12 protein-coding genes, 1 tRNA gene and 1 pseudogene are annotated in these 19,214 nt (G+C 68.4%); 6 read left to right on the top strand and 8 right to left on the bottom strand.

Annotated elements, in window-relative coordinates:
• Nucleotides 1–269: 269 nt before the first annotated feature.
• From FXN61_RS33450 to FXN61_RS33430, 5 genes are all read right to left on the bottom strand, one after another.
• The gene (locus FXN61_RS33450) at nt 270–1,241 is read right to left on the bottom strand and encodes a ribose-phosphate diphosphokinase (RefSeq protein WP_188135771.1); all 972 of its coding nucleotides are present in this window, start codon (nt 1,239–1,241) and stop codon (nt 270–272) included.
• Between the two features lie 14 nt (nt 1,242–1,255).
• A complete protein-coding gene (gene glmU / locus FXN61_RS33445) occupies nt 1,256–2,725 on the bottom strand; it encodes a bifunctional UDP-N-acetylglucosamine diphosphorylase/glucosamine-1-phosphate N-acetyltransferase GlmU (protein WP_167977957.1) in 1,470 nt (489 codons plus the stop codon).
• Between the two features lie 47 nt (nt 2,726–2,772).
• Complete coding sequence (locus FXN61_RS33440) at nt 2,773–4,470, bottom strand: GGDEF domain-containing protein (protein ID WP_312878174.1); 1,698 nt, start codon at nt 4,468–4,470, stop codon at nt 2,773–2,775.
• A gap of 14 nt (nt 4,471–4,484) precedes the next feature.
• A tRNA-Gln gene (locus FXN61_RS33435) sits at nt 4,485–4,555 on the bottom strand.
• 88 nt (nt 4,556–4,643) lie between these two features.
• Complete coding sequence (locus FXN61_RS33430) at nt 4,644–5,783, bottom strand: alpha/beta hydrolase family protein (RefSeq protein WP_167977956.1); 1,140 nt, start codon at nt 5,781–5,783, stop codon at nt 4,644–4,646.
• Nucleotides 5,784–5,956: 173 nt separating this feature from the next.
• Here FXN61_RS33430 and FXN61_RS33425 point away from each other — a divergent pair, with 173 nt between their 5' ends.
• A complete protein-coding gene (locus FXN61_RS33425) occupies nt 5,957–6,907 on the top strand; it encodes an acyl-CoA desaturase (protein WP_167977955.1) in 951 nt (316 codons plus the stop codon).
• 24 nt (nt 6,908–6,931) lie between these two features.
• A complete protein-coding gene (locus FXN61_RS33420; RefSeq protein ID WP_167977960.1) occupies nt 6,932–7,531 on the top strand; it encodes a TetR/AcrR family transcriptional regulator in 600 nt (199 codons plus the stop codon).
• Between the two features lie 6 nt (nt 7,532–7,537).
• Here FXN61_RS33420 and FXN61_RS33415 read toward each other — a convergent pair whose 3' ends face one another.
• Complete coding sequence (locus FXN61_RS33415) at nt 7,538–8,644, bottom strand: PQQ-dependent sugar dehydrogenase (protein WP_167977954.1); 1,107 nt, start codon at nt 8,642–8,644, stop codon at nt 7,538–7,540.
• 7 nt (nt 8,645–8,651) lie between these two features.
• Nucleotides 8,652–9,179, bottom strand: a complete 528-nt coding sequence (locus tag FXN61_RS33410; RefSeq protein ID WP_167977959.1) for a DUF4291 domain-containing protein — start codon at nt 9,177–9,179, stop codon at nt 8,652–8,654.
• A 140-nt stretch (nt 9,180–9,319) separates the two neighbouring features.
• Here FXN61_RS33410 and mfd point away from each other — a divergent pair.
• From mfd to FXN61_RS33390, 4 genes and pseudogenes are all read left to right on the top strand, one after another.
• Nucleotides 9,320–12,873: pseudogene (gene mfd / locus FXN61_RS33405) on the top strand (transcription-repair coupling factor).
• 14 nt (nt 12,874–12,887) lie between these two features.
• Nucleotides 12,888–13,835: a hypothetical protein gene (locus FXN61_RS33400; RefSeq protein WP_167977953.1), complete on the top strand. Its 948-nt coding sequence runs from the start codon at nt 12,888–12,890 to the stop codon at nt 13,833–13,835.
• On the top strand, nt 13,832–14,752 hold the full coding sequence (locus FXN61_RS33395; protein ID WP_167977952.1) for a nucleoside triphosphate pyrophosphohydrolase: 921 nt from the start codon (nt 13,832–13,834) through the stop codon (nt 14,750–14,752). Before FXN61_RS33400 ends, FXN61_RS33395 begins: the two co-directional genes overlap by 4 nt.
• Before the next feature lie 29 nt (nt 14,753–14,781).
• Nucleotides 14,782–17,952 (top strand): S41 family peptidase, encoded by a 3,171-nt coding sequence (locus tag FXN61_RS33390; RefSeq protein WP_167977951.1) that lies wholly within the window; start codon nt 14,782–14,784, stop codon nt 17,950–17,952.
• Between the two features lie 98 nt (nt 17,953–18,050).
• On the opposite strand, the gene FXN61_RS33385 is transcribed toward FXN61_RS33390, so the two are convergent.
• Nucleotides 18,051–18,254 (bottom strand): hypothetical protein, encoded by a 204-nt coding sequence (locus tag FXN61_RS33385; protein WP_167977950.1) that lies wholly within the window; start codon nt 18,252–18,254, stop codon nt 18,051–18,053.
• Nucleotides 18,255–19,214: the final 960 nt, after the last annotated feature.

The following is a 19,214-nucleotide window of genomic DNA, read 5'->3' as shown; positions in this document are numbered from 1 at the left end:
TCGACGAAAAGCGTGTCGACTTGACCTATCCCCTCGGGCGCGGCACAACGCGTCGGTACGACTCGTGACGGGACCACCCCACCCGCGTTGTGTGTGAAAAGCGGTCGGCTCGGCTCCGCCGTCGCCGCTTGCCTCCGCCGTCGCCGCTTGCCTCCGCCGTCGCCGCTTGCCTCCGCCGTCGCCGCTTGCCTCCGGCTTCGCGGAAAGCACAGCGGGGGCCTTCCTTGCCCGGAACGGACTGGGAAGGCCCCCGATGGGGTCTGGCTGGATCAGGCGTTGCCGTCGAACAGTGAGGTGACGGAGCCGTCCTCGAACACTTCCTGGATCACCCGTGCCAGCAGCGGAGCGATCGACAGGACGGTCATGTTCGGGAACCGCTTCTCTGCCGGGATCGGCAGCGTGTCGGTGAACACGACCTCGCGGGCGCCTGAGTTCTGCAGGCGTTCGGTTGCCGGGCCGGAGAGGATGCCGTGCGTGGCGGCGATCACCACGTCGGCTGCGCCCTCGTTGAGGAGTTGCTTCACCGCGCCCGCGATGGTGCCGCCGGTGTCGACCATGTCGTCGATCACGATGCAGAGGCGGCCCTGGACCTTGCCGACCACGCGGTTCGAGACGACCTCGTTGGGGCGGAGCGGGTCGCGGGTCTTGTGGATGAAGGCGATGGGGGCGCCGCCCAGGGTGTCGGCCCACTTCTCTGCCAGCTTGGTGCGGCCTGAGTCGGGGGAGACGACGGTGATCTCGTGGCCCGCGTACTTGCTGCGGATGTGGTCGGCCAGCAGGGGCATCGCCCACAGGTGGTCGACCGGGCCGTCGAAGAAGCCCTGGATCTGGGCCGTGTGCAGGTCGACTGAGACCAGGCGGTCGGCGCCCGCGGTTTTGAAGAGGTCGGCCACCAGGCGGGCCGAGATGGGCTCGCGGCCGCGGTGCTTCTTGTCCTGGCGGCTGTACGGGTAGAACGGCATGATCACGGTGATGCGCTTGGCCGAGGCGCGCTTCAGGGCGTCGACCATGATCAGCTGTTCCATCAGCCACTGGTTGATGGGCGCGGTGTGGGACTGGATGACGAAGGCGTCGCAGCCGCGTACCGACTCCTCGAAGCGGACGAAGATCTCGCCGTTGGCGAAGTCGTAGGCCTGCTGCGGGGTCACCGTGACGTTGAGGTGCTTCGCGATCTCTTCCGTCAGCTCCGGGTAGGCACGCCCGCCGAAGAGCATCAGGTTCTTCTTCGGTGTGCCGGGCATCTGCGGGTTCACGGTCAGCGCCCCTCCTCTGTCTTCTCGTCATTCTGCTTCGCGAGGGCGGCTGCCGCTGCCTGAGCCGCGGCGGTTCCTTCACGGCGGCTGATGACCCAGCCTTCGAGGTTGCGCTGCGGGCCTCCGGACACGGCCAGCGCGCCCGGTGGGACGTTGCGGCGCAGGACGGTGCCCGCGCCGGTGTAGGCGCCGTCGCCCACGGTCACGGGGGCCACGAACATGTTGTCCGAGCCGGTGCGGCAGTGGGATCCGACGACCGTGCGGTGCTTGTTGACCCCGTCGTAGTTGACGGTCACCGATGCTGCGCCGATGTTGCTGTGATCGCCGATCGTGGCGTCGCCGATGTACGAGAGGTGGGGGACCTTCGAACCTTCGCCGATCTGGGCGTTCTTGGTCTCCACGAACGTGCCGATCTTGCCCTTCACGCCCAGGGACGTACCGGGGCGCAGGTAGGCGAACGGGCCGACGGTGGCGTTGTCGCCGATCACCGAGTCGCTGCCGTGGGTGCGCACGACCGAGGCGCCGGAGCCGACGGCCACGTTGGACAGCGTCGTGTCCGGGCCGACGACCGCGCGGGGGCCGATCACCGTTCCTGCGCGGAGCTGCACGTTCGGCTCGATCAGCGCGTCCTGGCCCACGGTCACGTCGGCGTCGATCCAGGCCGAGGCAGGGTCGACGAAGGTCACGCCGGAGCGCATCAGGCCCTCGACGATGCGGCGGTTCATCTCGGCGCCGACGGCGGCGAGCTGCACGCGGTCGTTGATGCCCTCGACCAGCCACGGGTCGGACGCGATCAGCGCGCCCACCCTGAGGCCGTCGCCGCGGGCGATGCCCAGCACGTCGGTGAGGTAGAGCTCGCCCTGCGCGTTGTCGGTGGACAACCGCGACAGGCCGTCGCGCAGCACCGCCGCGTCGAACGCGTAGACGCCGGAGTTGATCTCGTTGATCAGCTGTTCCGTGGAGGAGGCGTCCTTCTGCTCGACGATCCGCTGCACGGAGCCGTCGGCGTCGCGGACGATCCGGCCGTATCCGGTGGGGTTCTCCACCACGGCCGTCAGCACGGTCACCGCGTTGCCCGCCGACGCGTGCTCGGCGAGGAGCGCCTTGAACGTCTGGGTGTCGAGCAACGGCACGTCGCCGTAGCTCACGATTACGGTGCCGCCCAGGTCGTGCGGCAGTTCGGCCAGGCCGCACGAGACTGCGTGCCCCGTGCCCTTCTGCTCGGACTGCACCGCGACGGTGACCTTGCGGCCGAGCGCCTCGGCCAGTGACTCGAGATGCCCGGTGACGGCTTCACGGCCATGGCCGACGACGACGGCCAGGTGGTCGGGGTCTGTGCCGGCCGCCGCGCGCACCGCGTGTTCGACGAGTGAGCGTCCGGCGATCCGGTGCAGCACCTTGGGCGTGGACGACCGCATGCGGGTGCCTTCCCCGGCGGCGAGCACGACAGTGCTGACAGGGCCCTCGAGCATCAATGCTCTCCCTAACAGGCTGGGTGGTTCGAAGTCCGCGGACCAGCCTAAGCCTCCGCGGACGGCTCCCCTGCCACGGCCGCAACCTGGCAGCCACCCTGGCGCTTCGCCACGTACATCGCCGAGTCGGCCCGGGACAGGGCCTGGTTGGCGGATTCGCGGGGGCGCAACGAGATGACGCCGACCGACAGCGTCACCCCTCGGGAGAGGTCGATTGGCAGGCCTGCCACGGCATCCACTGCCCGGCCGAGTGCTGCCTCCGCGGCGTGCAGAGGGGCTCCCGGCAGCAGCACGACGAACTCGTCGCCGCCGTAGCGGGCCACCATGTCGTCACCCCGCAGGGCCTGCCGGAGTGTGCTGGCAATCACCCGAAGAACATCATCACCGTCGGCATGTGAATGCCGATCGTTCACGCCCTTGAACCCGTCGAGGTCGACCAGCGCGATGGAGAACGGGTCGACCTGACCGGCGATGAGCTCGCTCATCTTGTCGTCGAGCGCCCGCCGGTTCGGCAGCCCGGTCAGAGGGTCCTGCAACGCCTGCTGCGCGATCGCGCCGTGCGCGCGCGTCAGTCGTTCGTGTTCGCGGCGCGTCATCAACGTGGCCACGCGGGACTCCCGCATCTGCCACAGCTCCAGCTCCAGCGCCGAGTTGTACGCCTCCAGCGCGGACATCGTGTGGGGACCGCACAGGTGCGCGTACTCCCGCTCCAGCGACAGCACCAGCGACGGTTCCGACGTGTCGTGCTCCATCTGCGTGCGCGTGTCGTCGAGCACCTTCAGCGCGTCGTCCAGCCGGTTCGCCTCGACCAGGCACCTGGCCAGCGCGATCGCGACGATGATCAGCTCCCGCGCGTACATCGACAGGCCGCGCAACGACCACAACCGGTCGAGGTGGCCCTCGCTGGGGTGGGTCAACGCGTGGGCGGCACCGAGGATCGGCACCTGCTCCGCGGCGTCGAGGTCCCGCCGGCCGGGGTGCAGCGACTGCCGGAACGGCACCTCGGCGGCCTCGGCGAGCCCGGAGGCCACCTTGAACTGCTCGTGCGCGGCGTCGTGGAGATTCACCCGTTCGAGCCGCAGGCCCCAGCCGATCCGCAACCGGGCCCTGTTCACGAGGTGCACGTAGATCTGGTGTGGCTGGCCGCTCTCGCGCAGCGCGTTGTTGGCGCCGGCCAGCACGTCGTCAGCCATCTCGTAGACGCCGAGCTGGGTGAGCACGAGCGCGATGTCCTGCAGCGTCGTGGCGAGGAGCTGGTCCCAGATCCGCTTGTCGAAGACCGGGTCGGTCTCGGGTTCCTCGTCGAGCATCATCGCGAGCGCCGCGGCGATCTCGGTCAGCGCCTTGTCCTCGGCGTTGCCCAGCAGGAACCGGCGTCCGCGCAACGCCCGCGCGTCCGCCTCCAGCACGATCAGGCCGTGGCGGCGGCAGTGGGCGAGCATCTCGTCGAGCTGCGGGTCCGACATGTCGACCAGCCCCGGCGTCACCAACCGGACCACGGCCGCGGCTCTCAGCAGCTGCGCGACGATGCGGGGCTCGCCGCGGCCCTGCGCCTCGGCGAGGATGTGGTCGATCTCGGAAGCCGCGTCCAGCTGAGCGGCGAGGTGGCTGCTCTGGGCCACGGCGACAAGCTCGCTCGCGCGGCCCACCAGCCACGCGTCGGACATCTCGTGGTGGCGGTGGCCCACGTTGCCCTGCTCGTCGACCGTTTCCTCGGGCAGCTTCGCACCTCCCAAAGACCGCACTGACTCGTGCCCTGCTCCGCCACCAGGATTCGAACCTGGACCATCGGAACCAAAATCCGAGGTGCTGCCTTTACACCATGGCGGAATGGGCGAACTCGCGCCCGCCCTGCGCACATGTTGTCACGAGACGTCCTCCTGTTGTCCAACCACCACTCATCCGGCTCAGTTCAAGATCACGGCTTGGTGCCGATTGACCTGGTCAGAAAGTCGGCGAGCGCGCCCCGGTACGTGTCGGTCGCCACATTCCATCCCGAAGTGTGGTCGGCGCCGGGGATCTCCACGTACTGCAGCGGCCACCCGAGCCCGCTCGCCGCCGTCGCCAGGTCGCGCGACGACTGGGTGGGCACCGTTCCGTCCTCCGAGCCGTGGAACAGCAGCGTCGGCGGTTTCAACGCGGGTGGGTTGCGGACCAGGTCGAACCTGTCGAAGTCGATTCCGGCGCGCCAGCCGGACACCAGCTCGGCGACGGGCGTGAGCCAGGTCGGCACGCCCCGGTTCTCCGCCTGCAGGTTCAGCGTCTGCGTCCAGTTCGTGACGGGGGAGTCGAGCACCACGCCGGTGACGGCGGCCGCGACACCGGAGCGGGCCAGGGTCTGGCCGACGATCGCACCGCCCATCGACCAGCCGTAGAGCACGACCTTCTGCGCGCCCTGCGATTGGGCGTACTTGATCCCTGCCTCGACGTCGCGCCACTCGGTGTCGCCGAGGTGGTAGAGGCCGTCAGGGGAAGCGGGCGCGCCGACATCATTGCGGTAGGTGATCAGCAGAACGGGCAATCCTGCACTGTGCAGTTGAGGAACCACGCGCAGCGCTTCCTCGCGCGACGCGCCCCGCCCGTGCACGGTGATGACCCAGGTGTCGTTGTCGGCCGCCGGCACGAACCAGGCGGGCATCTCGCCGAGTTCGGAAGGCACCCTGACCTCGCTGTGAACCAGGCCGAGCGCGGTCTTCGGGTCGCCCTCGTAGATGTCGGTCTCGATGCGCACCTTGGTGCCGTCCGGCGGTGCGGTGCCATCCAGCAGCGGGCGTTTGACGCGGCCGTCCCCGTTCGCGGCGATGTCGCCGACCTTCGCGGCGCCGCCTGGCCAGACGATGCCGAACGTGCCGCGTTGCAGGGTGAGCTTGGATTCGGCGAGCACGACGTTCTTGTCGTCCACGCCGAGCGAGGTCTCCGGGTAGCGCTGCGGCACTTCCTCCGGTTCGAGCAACTCGCCGCTGTAGTACCAGCCGACACCGCCCAGAGCCACCGTGACCAGCACGAGCAGGGCGAGCAATGAGGTCGCGGTGATCCGGATGATCTTGCGTCTGGCCATCTTCAGATGATGCCGCGTCACCGTCTCGATTCCAGGCGACACAGCGCGACGAACCTGAGAACTGCCGGTGAGTTTCCACGCGGGTCTGGCGAAGTAGGCTGACCTAACTTACGCTACCGTAAGTTACGGTTCCGTAGGTACGACAAAATCCCCCCGAACCCAGAGGTATCCGTATGACCACGACGATGGACCGGTCCACCGACCAGGGCCCCAAGCCGTTGATCGACGGGCAGCGCAGTCACGCCGAGCAGTTCGGTGTGTATGTGTTCGTCATCGTTCCTTTCCTCGCCTTGCTGGCTTCCGTTCCCTTCGCCTGGGGCTGGGGCCTCGGCTGGGTCGATGTAGCGCTCTTCGTCGCCTTCTACTACCTCTCCGGGCTCGGGGTGACGATCGGCTACCACCGCTACTTCACCCACGGCTCGTTCAAGGCCAACCGCGCGTTGAAGATCGGCCTCGCGATTGCGGGCTCGATGGCGCTGCAGGGCCCGGTCATCGACTGGGTCGCCGACCACCGCCGCCACCACGCGTTCTCGGACCGCGAGGGCGACCCGCACTCGCCGTGGCTGTTCGGCACCGGCCCCGCGGCGCTGGCCAAGGGTTTCTGGCACGCCCACATGGGCTGGCTGTTCGAGCGTGACAAGACCAACCACAAGCGCTTCGCCCCCGACCTGATGGCCGACAAGGACATCGTGTGGGTCGACAAGCACTTCGTGACGTGGACGACGATCTCGCTCCTCGCGCCCGGTGTGCTGGGCGGGCTCCTGACGTGGTCCGTGTGGGGCGGCGTCACCGCGTTCTTCTGGGCCGGCCTGGTCCGCGTCGCGTTCCTGCACCACGTCACGTGGTCGGTCAACTCGATCTGCCACACGGTCGGCGACCGCCCGTTCGCCGCGCGTGACCGCTCCGCCAACGTCTGGGCGCTGGCGATCCTGAGCTTCGGCGAGTCGTGGCACAACCTGCACCACGCCGACCCGACCTCAGCGCGCCACGGCGTCAAGCGCGGGCAGATCGACACCTCGGCCCGGCTGATCTGGCTGTTCGAGAAGTTCGGCTGGGCGACGCACGTGCGCTGGCCGAGCGAGCAGCGCCTGGCCAGGATCAGTGCCAAGAAGGACCACCCGTAGGCTGACTTGGTGGCCAGGGTCAGGATGACGGGCAAGGAACGCCGAGAGCAGCTCCTGGACGTCTCCCGCGCCCTGTTCGCCGAGAAGGGCTTCGAAGCCACCTCAATCGAGGAGATCGCGCACCGCGCGAGCGTGTCGAAGCCCGTCGTCTACGAGCACTTCGGTGGCAAGGAAGGCATTTACGCCGTCGTTGTCGACCGTGAAATGCAGCGCTTGATGGACCAGATCGTGACAGCGCTGGACGGCGGCAGCCACCCACGTGAGCTGCTGGAACACGCTGCCTGTGCGCTGCTCGACTACATCGAGGGCTCGACGGACGGGTTCCGCATTCTGGTGCGGGACTCGCCCGTCGCTTCGACTTCCGGCACGTTCTCGTCGTTGCTCAACGACATCGCCTCGCAGGTCGAGCACATCCTCGGCCTGCACTTCGCCCGGCAGGGCTACGACCGCAAGCTCGCCGCCCTCTACGCGCAGGCGCTGGTCGGGATGGTCGCGCTGACCGGGCAGTGGTGGCTCGAGGCGCGCAAGCCGAAGAAGGACGAGGTCGCGGCGCACCTGGTCAACCTGGCCTGGAACGGCCTGTCGGCGATGGAGCACAAGCCGCGTCTGCGCAGCCGTTCCTGAGAGGGCTCACACGCCTCCTGTGAGCCTCAGCAGCTTGTCGTCAGTCCCGTTCGACGTCGTGATGTAGAGCGACCCGTCCTGCGCGGTGCGGGCGGCGCGCAGCCGTCCGTACCTGTCGTTGAGCTCGTCGGGGATGCTGACGTTCTGCACCTTGCCCGCGTCGTCGAGGGTGAACAGCAGCAGCTTCGTGCCCTTGAGCGCGGTGATCGCGAGCTTGCCGTTCCAGAACGCCGCCTGGCAGATCGCCTCGGTCCGCGTCCCGGACGACCACACCGCCGCCACCGCGTCCGGGAACCGCTGGAGGTCGGTCATCGGCACGTCCTCGTCGTACCTGCTCTGCGTGCCGCCCTTGGACGGGTCCCACCCGTAGTTGGCGCCCTTGCGCAGGAGGTTGACCTCGTCGTCGACATCGGGCCCGTGCTCGGCGGAGAAGATCTGGTCGGTGCCCGGCCGGAACACCACGCCCTGCACGTTGCGATGCCCGTAGGTGTAGATCCGGCGCTCGTTGGCGTTGGCCGAGTTCGCGAACGGGTTGTCCTTCGCGCCCTCGCCGGTCTCCGGGTCGATCCGCAGCACCTTGCCGCCGAGACTGGTGCGGTCCTGCGGGTTGCGAGCCTGCGCGATGTCCCCGGTCGCGACGAACATCGTCCCGTCAGGCGCGAGCGTCGGCCTGCACCCGGAGTGCCGCCCGCTCGGGTTCGAGGGCATGCCGGTGACCAGGTCCTTGGTCTTCGTCGCCTTGGCGCCTTCGAGGCGGAACGTCACCAGCCGCACGTCCCTGACGGTGTTGTAGCAGATGGTGAAGCGCTGGTTGTCCGGGTGGATCACGAGGCCCATCAGGCCGCCCTCGCCCCGCACCTGCACGTCGGTCAGATCGATGTCCACGGGAGTGACCTGGCCGTTGCGGACCAGCTTGACCCGCCCTGGCCGTTCGGTGACCAGCATCGACCCGTCGGGCAGGAACCCGATGTCCCAGGCGTGCTGGAAGCCCCCGGCGACCTCTTCGATCTTCAGGCCCGTGGGTGCGGGGGCCTTCGACGGAGCGGTGCCGCCTGATTCCGGCGTCGAGCACGCCGCGACCACCAGCACCAACCCAGCAACGAGTGCGCGCATGTCCTAACTATGCGTTTGGTGCCGTGGAGGTTCCGTAAGGCCGTTCAACGGGCAACAGTGCGCGTGCCGCGTCACGGTCGTTCGCCCTCACGGCAGCGTGTACCTCGTGCGCAAGAGTCGTCACGTCGGTGATGCTCACCGTCCATTCGTGCACGTACTTCCGGACGGCTTCGCGTGTCAGCCCGATCTGGATGGACCGGTGCTGCAAAGCCTCGTGGTGCAGGCCGCGTTCCGGATCCCATTGCACCCGCACCTCGGGCTTGCCCTTGATGTTGCTCTCGACGGCGTGCTCGACGGCCCAGTCGAAGCCCTCACGGGTGATTCGCACTGCCAGCACTCGCTCCTGGCCTTCCTTCTGGCCGTAGCCGCAGCGGTACATCATCCAGAGGAACGACGGCTTGATCCACGTCATCCGCTCCATCTTGAACGGCGGCACGAACCGTTGCGCGGCCACGGCAGGGTTGGCGATCGACGGCGAATATGCCTGGTAAACCACTATGGACTGATCGTCGTGGTCAGCCCTGATCTCTCTCATTTCCACGCTCACAGCTTGACCGCTGGAGCCGCGCAAGAGCCAGCCGATAAGTGGTCGCGGAACGAGCTAAGGTGGGTGGTGAGACCCCTCGTCCCAGGCAGGGGTCTGTCTGGCGTTCCGCACTCGACGGGGTTTCTCACATGCCGCTGCTCGGCCTGCTCGATGGTGTCCTGCCCGACAAAGCCCTCCGCACGTTGATCGACTCCGCCGGTGTGCCCGAGCTGGAGCTGGACGGTCCGCTGGCCGCCCGCCCGCTCGTCACCGCGGCCCTGTCCACGGTCCGGCCGGTCCTGGCCGTCACCGCCACCGGCCGCGAGGCCGAAGAGCTGACCAACGTCCTCAAAGACCTCATCGGTCAGGACAAGGTGGTGTTCTTCCCGAGCTGGGAGACGCTGCCGCACGAACGACTTTCGCCGCGCGCGGACACCGTTGGTGCGCGCCTGCAGACGTTGCGCAGGCTCAAGCATCCCGAGGGCAACCCGATCAAGGTCCTCGTCACGACCGTCCGCAGCCTCATCCAGCCGATGGCGCCGGACCTGGGCGAGCTGAAGCCCGTTCACCTCAAAACGGGCGAGGAGCAGGACTTCGCCGAGCTGATCACGCGGCTGGCCGAGAACGCCTACACCCGCGTCGACATGGTCGAGAAGCGCGGTGAGTACGCGACCCGCGGCGGCATCCTCGACATCTTCCCGCCGACCGCGGAGCACCCGTTCCGCGTCGAGTTCTGGGGCGACGAGGTCAGCGAGATCCGGCCGTTCTCCGTGCAGGACCAGCGGTCGCTGCCCGACGAGGTCTCCGAGTTCGTCGCGCCGCCGTGTCGTGAGCTGCTGCTGACCGAAGACGTCAAGCAGCGTGCGTCCGACCTGGCGGAAGAGCACCGGTCGGACGCGCATCTCGCGGAGATGCTGGAGAAGATCTCCAACGGCATCGCGGTCGAGGGCATGGAAGCGCTCATTCCCGCGCTCTGCCCCGGCGAACTGCAGCTGCTCACCGATGTCGTTCCCCAGGGCACGCACGTGCTGCTCAACGACCCGGAGAAGATCCGGGCCCGCGCGGCCGACCTGGTGCGCACCGGCCAGGAGTTCCTCGAGGCCTCCTGGATGGCGGCGGCCGGCGGTGGCAAGGCGCCGATCGACCTCGGGCGCAGTGCCTACCAGAGCATCAGGGAGATCGCGGAGAGCTCCAAGGCGAACGGCCGTCCGTGGTGGACGCTCAGCCAGCTCACCACCGACGCGCCGGACGTGGTCCACCTCGACGTCAAGCCGGTCGAGGCCTACCAGGGCGACGTCGATCGCGCCTTCGCGGATCTCAAGGCGCACACCGCGACGGGTGGCGCGGCGGTGCTGGTCGTGCCCGGTGCCGGTACCGCGCAACGTGCCGTGGAGCGGCTCAAGGAAGCGGACGTCTCCGCGCTCTGCGTCGAATCCCTTGACGCGGCACCGAAAGCGAGCACGGTCACGGTCGTGCGCGGCGCGCTCGAAGACGGGTTCGTGCTGCCGGACCTGGCGCTGGTCGTGCTCACCGAGACCGACCTGACGGGCGGCCGCGGTGGAACGTCCACGAAGGACATGCGCAAGTTGCCGTCGCGGCGGCGCAACGCGGTGGATCCGTTGGCGCTCAAGGCCGGCGACTTCGTGGTTCACGAGCAGCACGGCATCGGCAAGTACGTGGAGATGGTCCAGCGGACCGTCGCCGGCGCCACCCGCGAGTACCTGGTTCTGGAGTACGCGTCGTCCAAACGTGGTCAGCCGGGGGACAGGCTGTTCGTCCCGACCGACCAGCTCGACGAGGTCAGCAGGTACGTCGGTGGTGAGCTGCCGACGCTGAACAAGCTCGGCGGCAGCGACTGGAAGAACACGAAGTCCAAGGCGCGCAAGGCGGTCAAGCAGATCGCGGCCGAGCTCGTGCAGCTCTACGCTGCCCGGCAGAGCGCCCCTGGCCACGCCTTCGCGAGTGACACGCCGTGGCAGCGCGAGCTGGAGGACGCGTTCGCGTTCACCGAGACGCAGGACCAGATGGCCGCGATCGACGAGGTCAAGGCCGACATGGAACGCGGTGTCCCGATGGACCGCGTCATCTGCGGTGACGTCGGCTACGGCAAGACGGAGATCGCGGTCCGGGCGGCGTTCAAGGCGGTGCAGGACGGCAAGCAGGTCGCCGTGCTGGTGCCGACGACGCTGCTGGCGCAACAGCACCTGAACACCTTCGCCGAGCGCATGCGGCAGTTCCCGGTGAACGTCAAGGGACTCAGCCGGTTCACCCACCCCGCCGAGACGGAGCAGGTGCTTCACGGTCTCGCGGACGGTGAGATCGACATCGTGATCGGCACGCACCGGCTGCTGCAGAAGACCGTGCGGTACAAGGACCTCGGCCTCGTGATCGTCGACGAGGAGCAGCGGTTCGGCGTGGAGCACAAGGAGCACATCAAGGCGCTGCGGACGCACGTCGACGTGCTGACCATGTCCGCCACGCCGATCCCGCGCACGCTGGAGATGTCGCTAGCGGGCATCCGCGAGATGTCGACGATCCTGACGCCGCCGGAGGAACGGCACCCGATCCTCACCTACGTCGGCGCGTACGACGACAAGCAGGTCGGTGCCGCGATCCGCCGTGAGCTGATGCGTGACGGCCAGGTGTTCTACGTGCACAACCGGGTCTCGACGATCGAGAAGGCCGCGAAGCGCATCCGCGAGCTGGTGCCGGAGGCCCGCGTGGTCACCGGGCACGGCCAGATGAACGAGGACAAGCTCGAACACCTCATCCAGGGGTTCTGGGAACGCGAGTACGACGTGCTCGTCTGCACCACGATCGTCGAGACCGGCCTGGACATCTCCAACGCCAACACGTTGATCGTCGAGCGCGGCGACCTGCTCGGCCTGGCCCAGCTGCACCAGCTGCGCGGCCGTGTCGGCCGTGGCCGCGAGCGCGGGTACGCGTACTTCCTGTACCCGGCCGAGACGCCGCTGACCGAGCACGCGCACGACCGGCTCGCCACGATCGCGCAGAACACCGAACTGGGCGCCGGCATGGCCGTCGCGATGAAGGACCTGGAGATCCGCGGCGCCGGCAACATCCTCGGCGCCGAGCAGTCCGGTCACATCGCGGGCGTCGGCTTCGACCTGTACGTGCGGCTCGTCGGCGAGGCCGTCGAGGCGTTCCGCAAGCACGCCGGTGCCGACGCGGGCGAGGTCGAGGAGGAGCTAGCCGAGGTCCGGGTCGATCTTCCGGTCGACGCGCACATCCCGCACGACTACGTGCCGGGTGAGCGGCTCAGGCTGGAGGCGTACCGCAAGATCGCGGCCGCTGCGGACGAAGACGCGCTCAAGGCCGTGTGGGACGAGCTCAAGGACCGTTACGGCACGCCGCCCGAGCCGGTCGAGCGCCTGCTCAGCGTGGCCCGACTGCGGCACACGTGCCGCCGGCACGGGGTCACCGAGGTGATCGCGATGGGCCAGAACGTGCGGTTCGCGAAGCTGGAGCTGCTCGACTCGCAGCTGGTCAGGCTGCGCCGGTTGTTCCCGAAGGCCGTCTACAAGCAGGCCATGGGCACGGTGACGGTGCCTAGGCCGACAGAAGGAGCGGCAGGCGGCCGGATGGGTGCACCGCAGCTGCGTGACAGGAGCTGCTGGACTGGTGCGGTGCGTTCCTCGACTCACTGGCGGGGACTCCCGTGACCCCGGTCACCACGGCGTGAGAGGGTAGATCCTCGTGAGCACTGTTCTGAAGCGTTTCTCGCTGGTCGGTGTGGCCGCGCTGCTGGCGGTGTCGGCTGTCGGATGCGGCACCGGGCCCGCGAAGGCCGGTTCGGCCGCGATCGTCGGTGGCCAGGCGATCAACCTGGAGACCGTCCAGGACCGCACCGTGACGGTGCTCAAGAAGGAGCCTGCCGCAAAGCAGATGCAGGACCAGGGCAAGCTCGACCAGGTCTCGCGGCTGGTGCTGGCCGACGAGATCACGCACAAGATCGCCGAGCACGCGGCGCAGCGCGAGAACATCACGGTCGACGAGACCAAGGTGTACGACGCGGTGCAGGAGAAGGGCGGTCCCGAGGCCGCCGCCAAGCAGAGCGAGCAGGACTCCACCACGATCTACCGCCGTCAGCGCGACGTGCTGGTGATGGGTGAGCTGGCCCGCCGCAACCTCTCCACGCTCGAGGTCGTGATCGACTTCTTCCAGGTCAAGGACCCGAAGGAAGCGAAGGAGAAGGCCGCCGAGGTCGCGGCCGACTCCTCGAAGATGTCGCGGTTCGTGCAGGAGGCCCCGCGCACCACCGGTGGCCAGCAGGCGTCGGCGACGAACCAGAAGGTGCGCGTCACCGAGAACCCGTCGCTGGTGCACACGATGCTGTGGGGCGTGAAGCCCGGCACCGTCGTCGCCTTCCCCGCCGACGAGCAGCAGTCCAGCTGGATGGTCGCACTGGTCAAGGAGCGCAACAAGGTCTCGCCGGTGCCCGGTGAGGACGACCTGACCGAGCGCATCGACCCGCGCCTGCTCGCCGCGTTCGGCCTGCGGATCGCCCAGTACCTGGCCGCCGACCTGTCGATCGAGGTCAACCCCCGCTACGGCGTGTGGGACCCGACCGACGCGACCGTCGTCGCCGTCTCCGGCGAGAGGGCCGGTTTCGTCGGTGTGACCGCGGCCAAGAACAAGTCTTGATCACCGTCGTCGTCCTGAGCGAGCGGCTCGACGCCGTGCTGCCCGCTGCCGCCCTGCCCGCGTTGCGTTCGGCCAAGGCCGTCTACGCGGGCGAGGGCGTGCCACTGGAGTTCTGGTCCTCGCTGGGAGTCGACGGGCCAGCGCCCGCCGTCGTGGAGGACGGCGCGGTGGTGATCACGACCGACGCGTCCGCGTACCCGGACGCCGAGGTGATCACGACGCCGGAGCCGATGGGCGCCGCGTTGCTCGACGCGGCCGCCGTGATGCACCGGCTGCGTTCGCCCGGCGGATGTCCGTGGGACGCGGAGCAGGACCACCTGTCGTTGCGCCAGTACCTGCTCGAGGAGACCTACGAGCTGCTGGAGGCGATCGAGGACGGCGACCGCGCCGCGATGCGTGAGGAGCTGGGCGATGTCCTGCTCCAGGTGCTGTTCCACGCTCGCGTCGCGGCGGAGGATCCCGGTGATCCGTTCGACATCGATGCCGTCGCGTCTGAACTGGTGGCCAAGCTCGTCAGCCGTCATCCGCACGTCTTCGAGGGCCACGATCCTGCCGTGCACGACGCGACCTCGCAGCAGCACCGGTGGGAGGAGCTGAAGCAGGCCGAGAAGCGCCGTGAGTCCAGTGTGGACGGTGTCGCGCTCGGTCAGCCGGCTGTCGCGCTGGCCGCGAAGCTGGTGCAGCGCACCAAACGTGCGGGCTTCCCCGTCGATCTGCTGCCCGAGGGCGACGACACCGGCACGACGTTGTTCGCCGTGACGGCCTTGGCCAAGCTCGGTGGTGAGGATCCGGAGACGGAGCTCCGCCAGGTCTGCCGCCGTTTCGCCGCGAATGTCCGTCTGGCGGAGGCGAAGGCACGGGCAGAAGGGCTGGATTCTCTCGATGCTCGGGACTGGCGGCGTTTTTGGCCCTCCTGAATCGGTGAACGTGGGCTAACGTCGATCACGTGACTTACCTGCGGTATCCGCACCTTCGCGGTGACTTGGTGACGTTCGTGGCCGAGGACGACGTCTGGCTCGCGCCCGTCGACGGAGGAAGGGCCTGGCGCGCGTCCGCTGACCAGGTTCCGGCTCGCTCGCCGCGGTTCTCCCCTGACGGCACGCATCTCGCGTGGGCCAGCGTGATCGACGGCGCCCCGGAAGTCCGGGTGGCGCCTGTGGACGGTGGTCCCGCACGCCGATTGACGCACTGGGGTGTGAGCCGCACGGCCGTGTCCGGGTGGACGCCGGATGGGCGAGTGCTCGCCGTGTCCACCACCGGGCAGATGTCCCGCAACCGCAAGCATGCGCACGCCGTTCCGCTGGACGGCGGACCGTCCGAGGTGCTGCCGTTCGGGTGGGTCAACGACGTCTCGTTCGGACCGGACGGGCAGGTCGTCACGTCGTCGAGCTACATGCAGGAACCCGCGTCCTGGAAGCGTTATCGGGGCGGCACCGCGGGCAAGCTGTGGGTGGATCTCGCCGGTGAGGGCGAGTTCGCCAGGATTCTCGACGACCTGAAATCGTCGCTGACGAACCCGATGTGGGTCGACGGGCGGATCGCGTTCCTGTCCGACCACGAGGGTGTCGGCAGCGTGTACTCGGTGCTGCCGGACGGCACCGACCTGCGTCGCCACACGGCCGGAGAGTTCTACGCGCGCAACGCTTCCAGCGACGGTTCGCGGGTGATCTTCCACCAGGCCGGCGAGCTGTGGCTGCTGGAAGGCCTGTCGGACCTGCGCAAGCTCGACATCAAGCTGGGCGGGCCGCGCACCGGCCTGCAACCGCGCCACGTCAAGGCTTCCGGCAACATCGAGTCGTTCAGCGTCGACCACACCGGCCGCGCCTCGGCCGTCGAGGTGCGCGGTTCCGTGCACTGGGTGACGCATCGCGATGGTCCCGTGCGCGTGCTGGCCGACCGCTCGGACGTCCGCGCGCGGCTGCCGAAGGTGCTCGGCGAGACCGATCACGTGGTGTGGGTGACGGACGTCGAGGGCGAGGAAGCACTGGAGATCGCGCCGGTCGGCGGCGTCGAGCCGGGCAACACCGCGCGTCGCGTCGCATCCGGTCAGCTCGGCCGGGTCATGTCGCTGGCTGCCGCACCCGATGGTTCGCGCGTTGCCGTTGCCACGCACGACGGCCGGTTGTTGTTGGTGGACATCGCTTCTGGTGAGGTGCGTGAGGTCGTTCGCGGGGCGAACGCGCACATCACCCACCTCGCGTTCTCGCCGGACTCGTCCTGGCTGGCGTGGTCGCATCCCGGACCGATTCCGTTGCGGCACATCAAGATGGTGAACGCCGCTGATCTGTCCGTTGTGGACGTGACACCGCTGCGCTTCGCCGACTTCGCGCCCACCTTCACCGAGGACGGCAAGTACCTGGCGTTCCTGTCGATTCGCACGTTCGACCCCGTCTACGACGCGCACGTGTTCGACCTGTCGTTCCCCACCGGCTGCCGCCCGCACCTCGTGCCGTTGGCGGCCACGACGCCGTCGCCGTTCGCCCCGATGTACGGCGGACGCCCGGTCGGTGACGAGGACAAGGACTCCGACGACGAGGACGAGAAGCCGTCGACCACGAAGGTCGACATCGAGGGCCTTGCCGACCGCGTTGTGGCGGTGCCCGTCGCGGCTGCCGACTACTTCTCGTTGAAGGCCGCTCGCGGCGGGTTGTTGTGGTTGCGCCGGCCGTTGCTCGGCGTGCTGGGCGACAACCTGGCATCGCCGGACGCGCGGCCGCCGCGCACCGTGCTGGAGCGGTTCGACTTCGCGAAGCGGAAGACCGAGTGCCTGGCGGACAGCGCGGAAGCGTTTGCGGTGTCCGGTGACGGCAAGCGGATGGTCGTCGAGGACCGCGGTGACCTGCGGGTGGTGCCGTCCGACAGCAAGACCGACGAGGACTCAGCCGACTACGTGGAGATCGACCTGTCGCGCGTGCGGGTCGTGATCGATCCCGCCGCCGAGTGGGCGCAGATGTACGCCGAGAACGGGCGGCTCATGCGCGACCACTTCTGGCGCACCGACATGGGCGGCGTCGACTGGCAGGGCGAACTGGAGCGCTACCGGCCGCTGGTGGCCCAGGTGGGCAGCCACGACGACCTGGTCGACCTGCTGTGGGAGGTGCAGGGCGAGCTCGGCACCTCGCACGCCTACGTCTGGGGCGAGTCGCCTCGGGTGCCCGCCTCCCGCCGTCAGGGTCTGCTGGGCGCTGATCTGGTTCGTGACGGGGACTCGTGGGTCGTTGGTCGTGTGATCCCCGGCGAGACGTCCGACCCGCACGCCCGTTCGCCACTGGCCGCGCCTGGTGTGGCCGTGCGCGCGGGTGACGCGATCGTGGCCGTTGATGGCCGTCCGGTTGGTCTGGCCGGTCCCAGTGCGTTGCTGGTGGGTACCGCGGGCAAGCCCGTCGAGCTGACAGTGCGGCCTGCTGGTGGTGGCGAGCTGCGTCGGGTCGTTGTTGTGCCTCTGGCTGACGAGGAGCCGCTGCGCTACCACGACTGGGTGGCCAACAGGCGTGCGTTCACACACGCGCAGTCAGGCGGCCGTGTGGGCTACCTGCACGTGCCGGACATGATGGGCGCCGGCTGGGCCCAGCTGCACCGCGACCTGCGCGTGGAGCTGGCGCGAGAAGCCCTCGTCCTGGACGTACGCGAGAACGGCGGCGGCCACACCTCGCAGCTCGTCATCGAAAAGCTCGGCCGCAAGGTCATCGGCTGGTCGGTGGCTCGCGGATACACGGCGTCCGAGTCGTACCCGCAGGACGCGCCGCGCGGCCCGGTCGTGGCGGTGGCTGACGAGTACGCGGGCTCGGACGGCGACATCGTCAACGTGGCCATCAAGGAACTGGGGATCGGGCCCGTCGTCGGCGTCCGGACGTGGGGCGGTGTCATCGGCATCGACATGCTCTACTCGCTGGTCGACGGCACCATGGTCACCCAACCGAGGTACGCGTCGTGGTTCGAGGGCCACGGGTGGGCGGTGGAGAACTACGGTGTCGACCCGGACATCGAGGTGGTCATGACCCCGTCCGACCGCGTTTCCGGTCGCGACCCGCAGCTCGAGAAGGCCGTTTCGTTGGCTCTGGAAAGCCTTTCATCTTCACCAGCTGCTCACGCTCCGGAGTTGCCGCCGCTGGCGTGAACACCCCATCGTGTGACTAAAGAACTGTGACGGACTGTTCCATGTGGACGATCAACCAAGTGGAACAGTCGTCACCGTTCGGGGGTGCGTCAGATGAGTCACCGTGAAGAGCCGCGCAGCGGTCGCGGATGCTTCGGGGCCGTGGTCGTCGTGCCGTTTCTGGCACTCGGCGGCATGTTCGCGTTGATCGCCTTGACCGGGTCGCCCGATGAGGCGCCGCTGGCCGCGCCGCCTCCGTCGCGTCCGACGTCGCAGTGGTGGACGGAGCCGTTCGAGACCGGCACCACCTTGTCCACCGTCACTGAAACCGTTGTGCTGGAAGGGCAGGCTCGGGAGGTTCGGGCTGCTCGTCTTGCCACGGCTACGGCTACTCGGGTTGCGGTTTCCACCGTTACCGAGACTGTGCAGGTTGGGGCTGCCAAGCCTTCTGCTGCTGGGCGGAATGAGCCGGAGCCTCCTTGGGAGGATCCTGTTTCACCGTCCTCTTCGGACACCTCCTCGCCGGTGGTCACGTCGTCGAGTGTGGTGCCTGGGCCGCCTGCTTCTGAGCCGCCTGTTACTTCTGCTCCTGGGGCGCCGGCTGAGCCTTCTACTGTGCCGCCGGTTTCCTCTGCGCCTCGGTCTGAGGATCCGGTTCCGCCGTCTACCACTCCTGCTACGCCTACGGCGCCTCCTTGTGACCGGTCTGAGCCTGGTCCTTCTGAGCCGTCCGGGCCTGCTGAGCCGTCGGAGTCACCCGAGCGGTCTGAGTCGTCTGAGAGCTCTGAGCTGTCGGAGTCGGGTGGAGAGGTTTTGGTTGAGGTTGGTGTGGAGTTGCCGCTGGCGTTCCCTGCTGAGGTTTTGTCCACGTCCTCCGCGCCCTTGGCAGGGGTCTGAGAGAGGGGGTCGGGGTCCTTCCGCCAGGCCCCGACTTCCTTCAGGTTCTTTTGGAACGCACAGATTCGTTGTGCAGTGCGGGGTTGGGTGTTGCCCCTTGCCGGTCGTCCCCCGGCTGGCCTTCGTTCTCTGGGTCACCTGGCCTGCGGGGCAGTGGTTCTTGCCGCTGCCCCGTTTCTGTGTGTGCGCGGTCGTTTCGTAGGTCGTCTCCCTGTTTCGTTGGCGTGCGCCGGTTTCGTGTTCGTAGGTGGTTGCGTTGCGTTGTTGAGCTGGCGGTTGCTTGCGTTTCTGGGGCTCCGCCCCAGGGTTCCGGCAAAGTCGTGTCCGCCGTTTGGACGTAGGACGGGCACGGCGCTCTAGCTGATCATGAGAGTGTCTAAGTCACA

Source organism: Lentzea indica, from assembly GCF_012184385.1.
GTDB lineage: Bacteria > Actinomycetota > Actinomycetes > Mycobacteriales > Pseudonocardiaceae > Lentzea > Lentzea indica.
The sequence above is the reverse complement of the archived record's forward strand: the minus strand, read 5'-3'. Positions and strand labels throughout refer to the sequence as shown.

What these genes read in the sequence shown, in the direction of transcription:
- glmU (WP_167977957.1), bottom strand. Translation starts at nt 2,725, where the DNA reads ATGCTCGAGGGCCCTGTCAGCACTGTCGTGCTCGCCGCCGGGGAAGGC.
- FXN61_RS33410 (WP_167977959.1), bottom strand. Translation starts at nt 9,179, where the DNA reads ATGAGAGAGATCAGGGCTGACCACGACGATCAGTCCATAGTGGTTTAC.
- FXN61_RS33425 (WP_167977955.1), top strand. Translation starts at nt 5,957, where the DNA reads ATGACCACGACGATGGACCGGTCCACCGACCAGGGCCCCAAGCCGTTG.
- FXN61_RS33450 (WP_188135771.1), bottom strand. Translation starts at nt 1,241, where the DNA reads ATGCCCGGCACACCGAAGAAGAACCTGATGCTCTTCGGCGGGCGTGCC.
- FXN61_RS33420 (WP_167977960.1), top strand. Translation starts at nt 6,932, where the DNA reads ATGACGGGCAAGGAACGCCGAGAGCAGCTCCTGGACGTCTCCCGCGCC.
- FXN61_RS33415 (WP_167977954.1), bottom strand. Translation starts at nt 8,644, where the DNA reads ATGCGCGCACTCGTTGCTGGGTTGGTGCTGGTGGTCGCGGCGTGCTCG.
- FXN61_RS33430 (WP_167977956.1), bottom strand. Translation starts at nt 5,783, where the DNA reads ATGGCCAGACGCAAGATCATCCGGATCACCGCGACCTCATTGCTCGCC.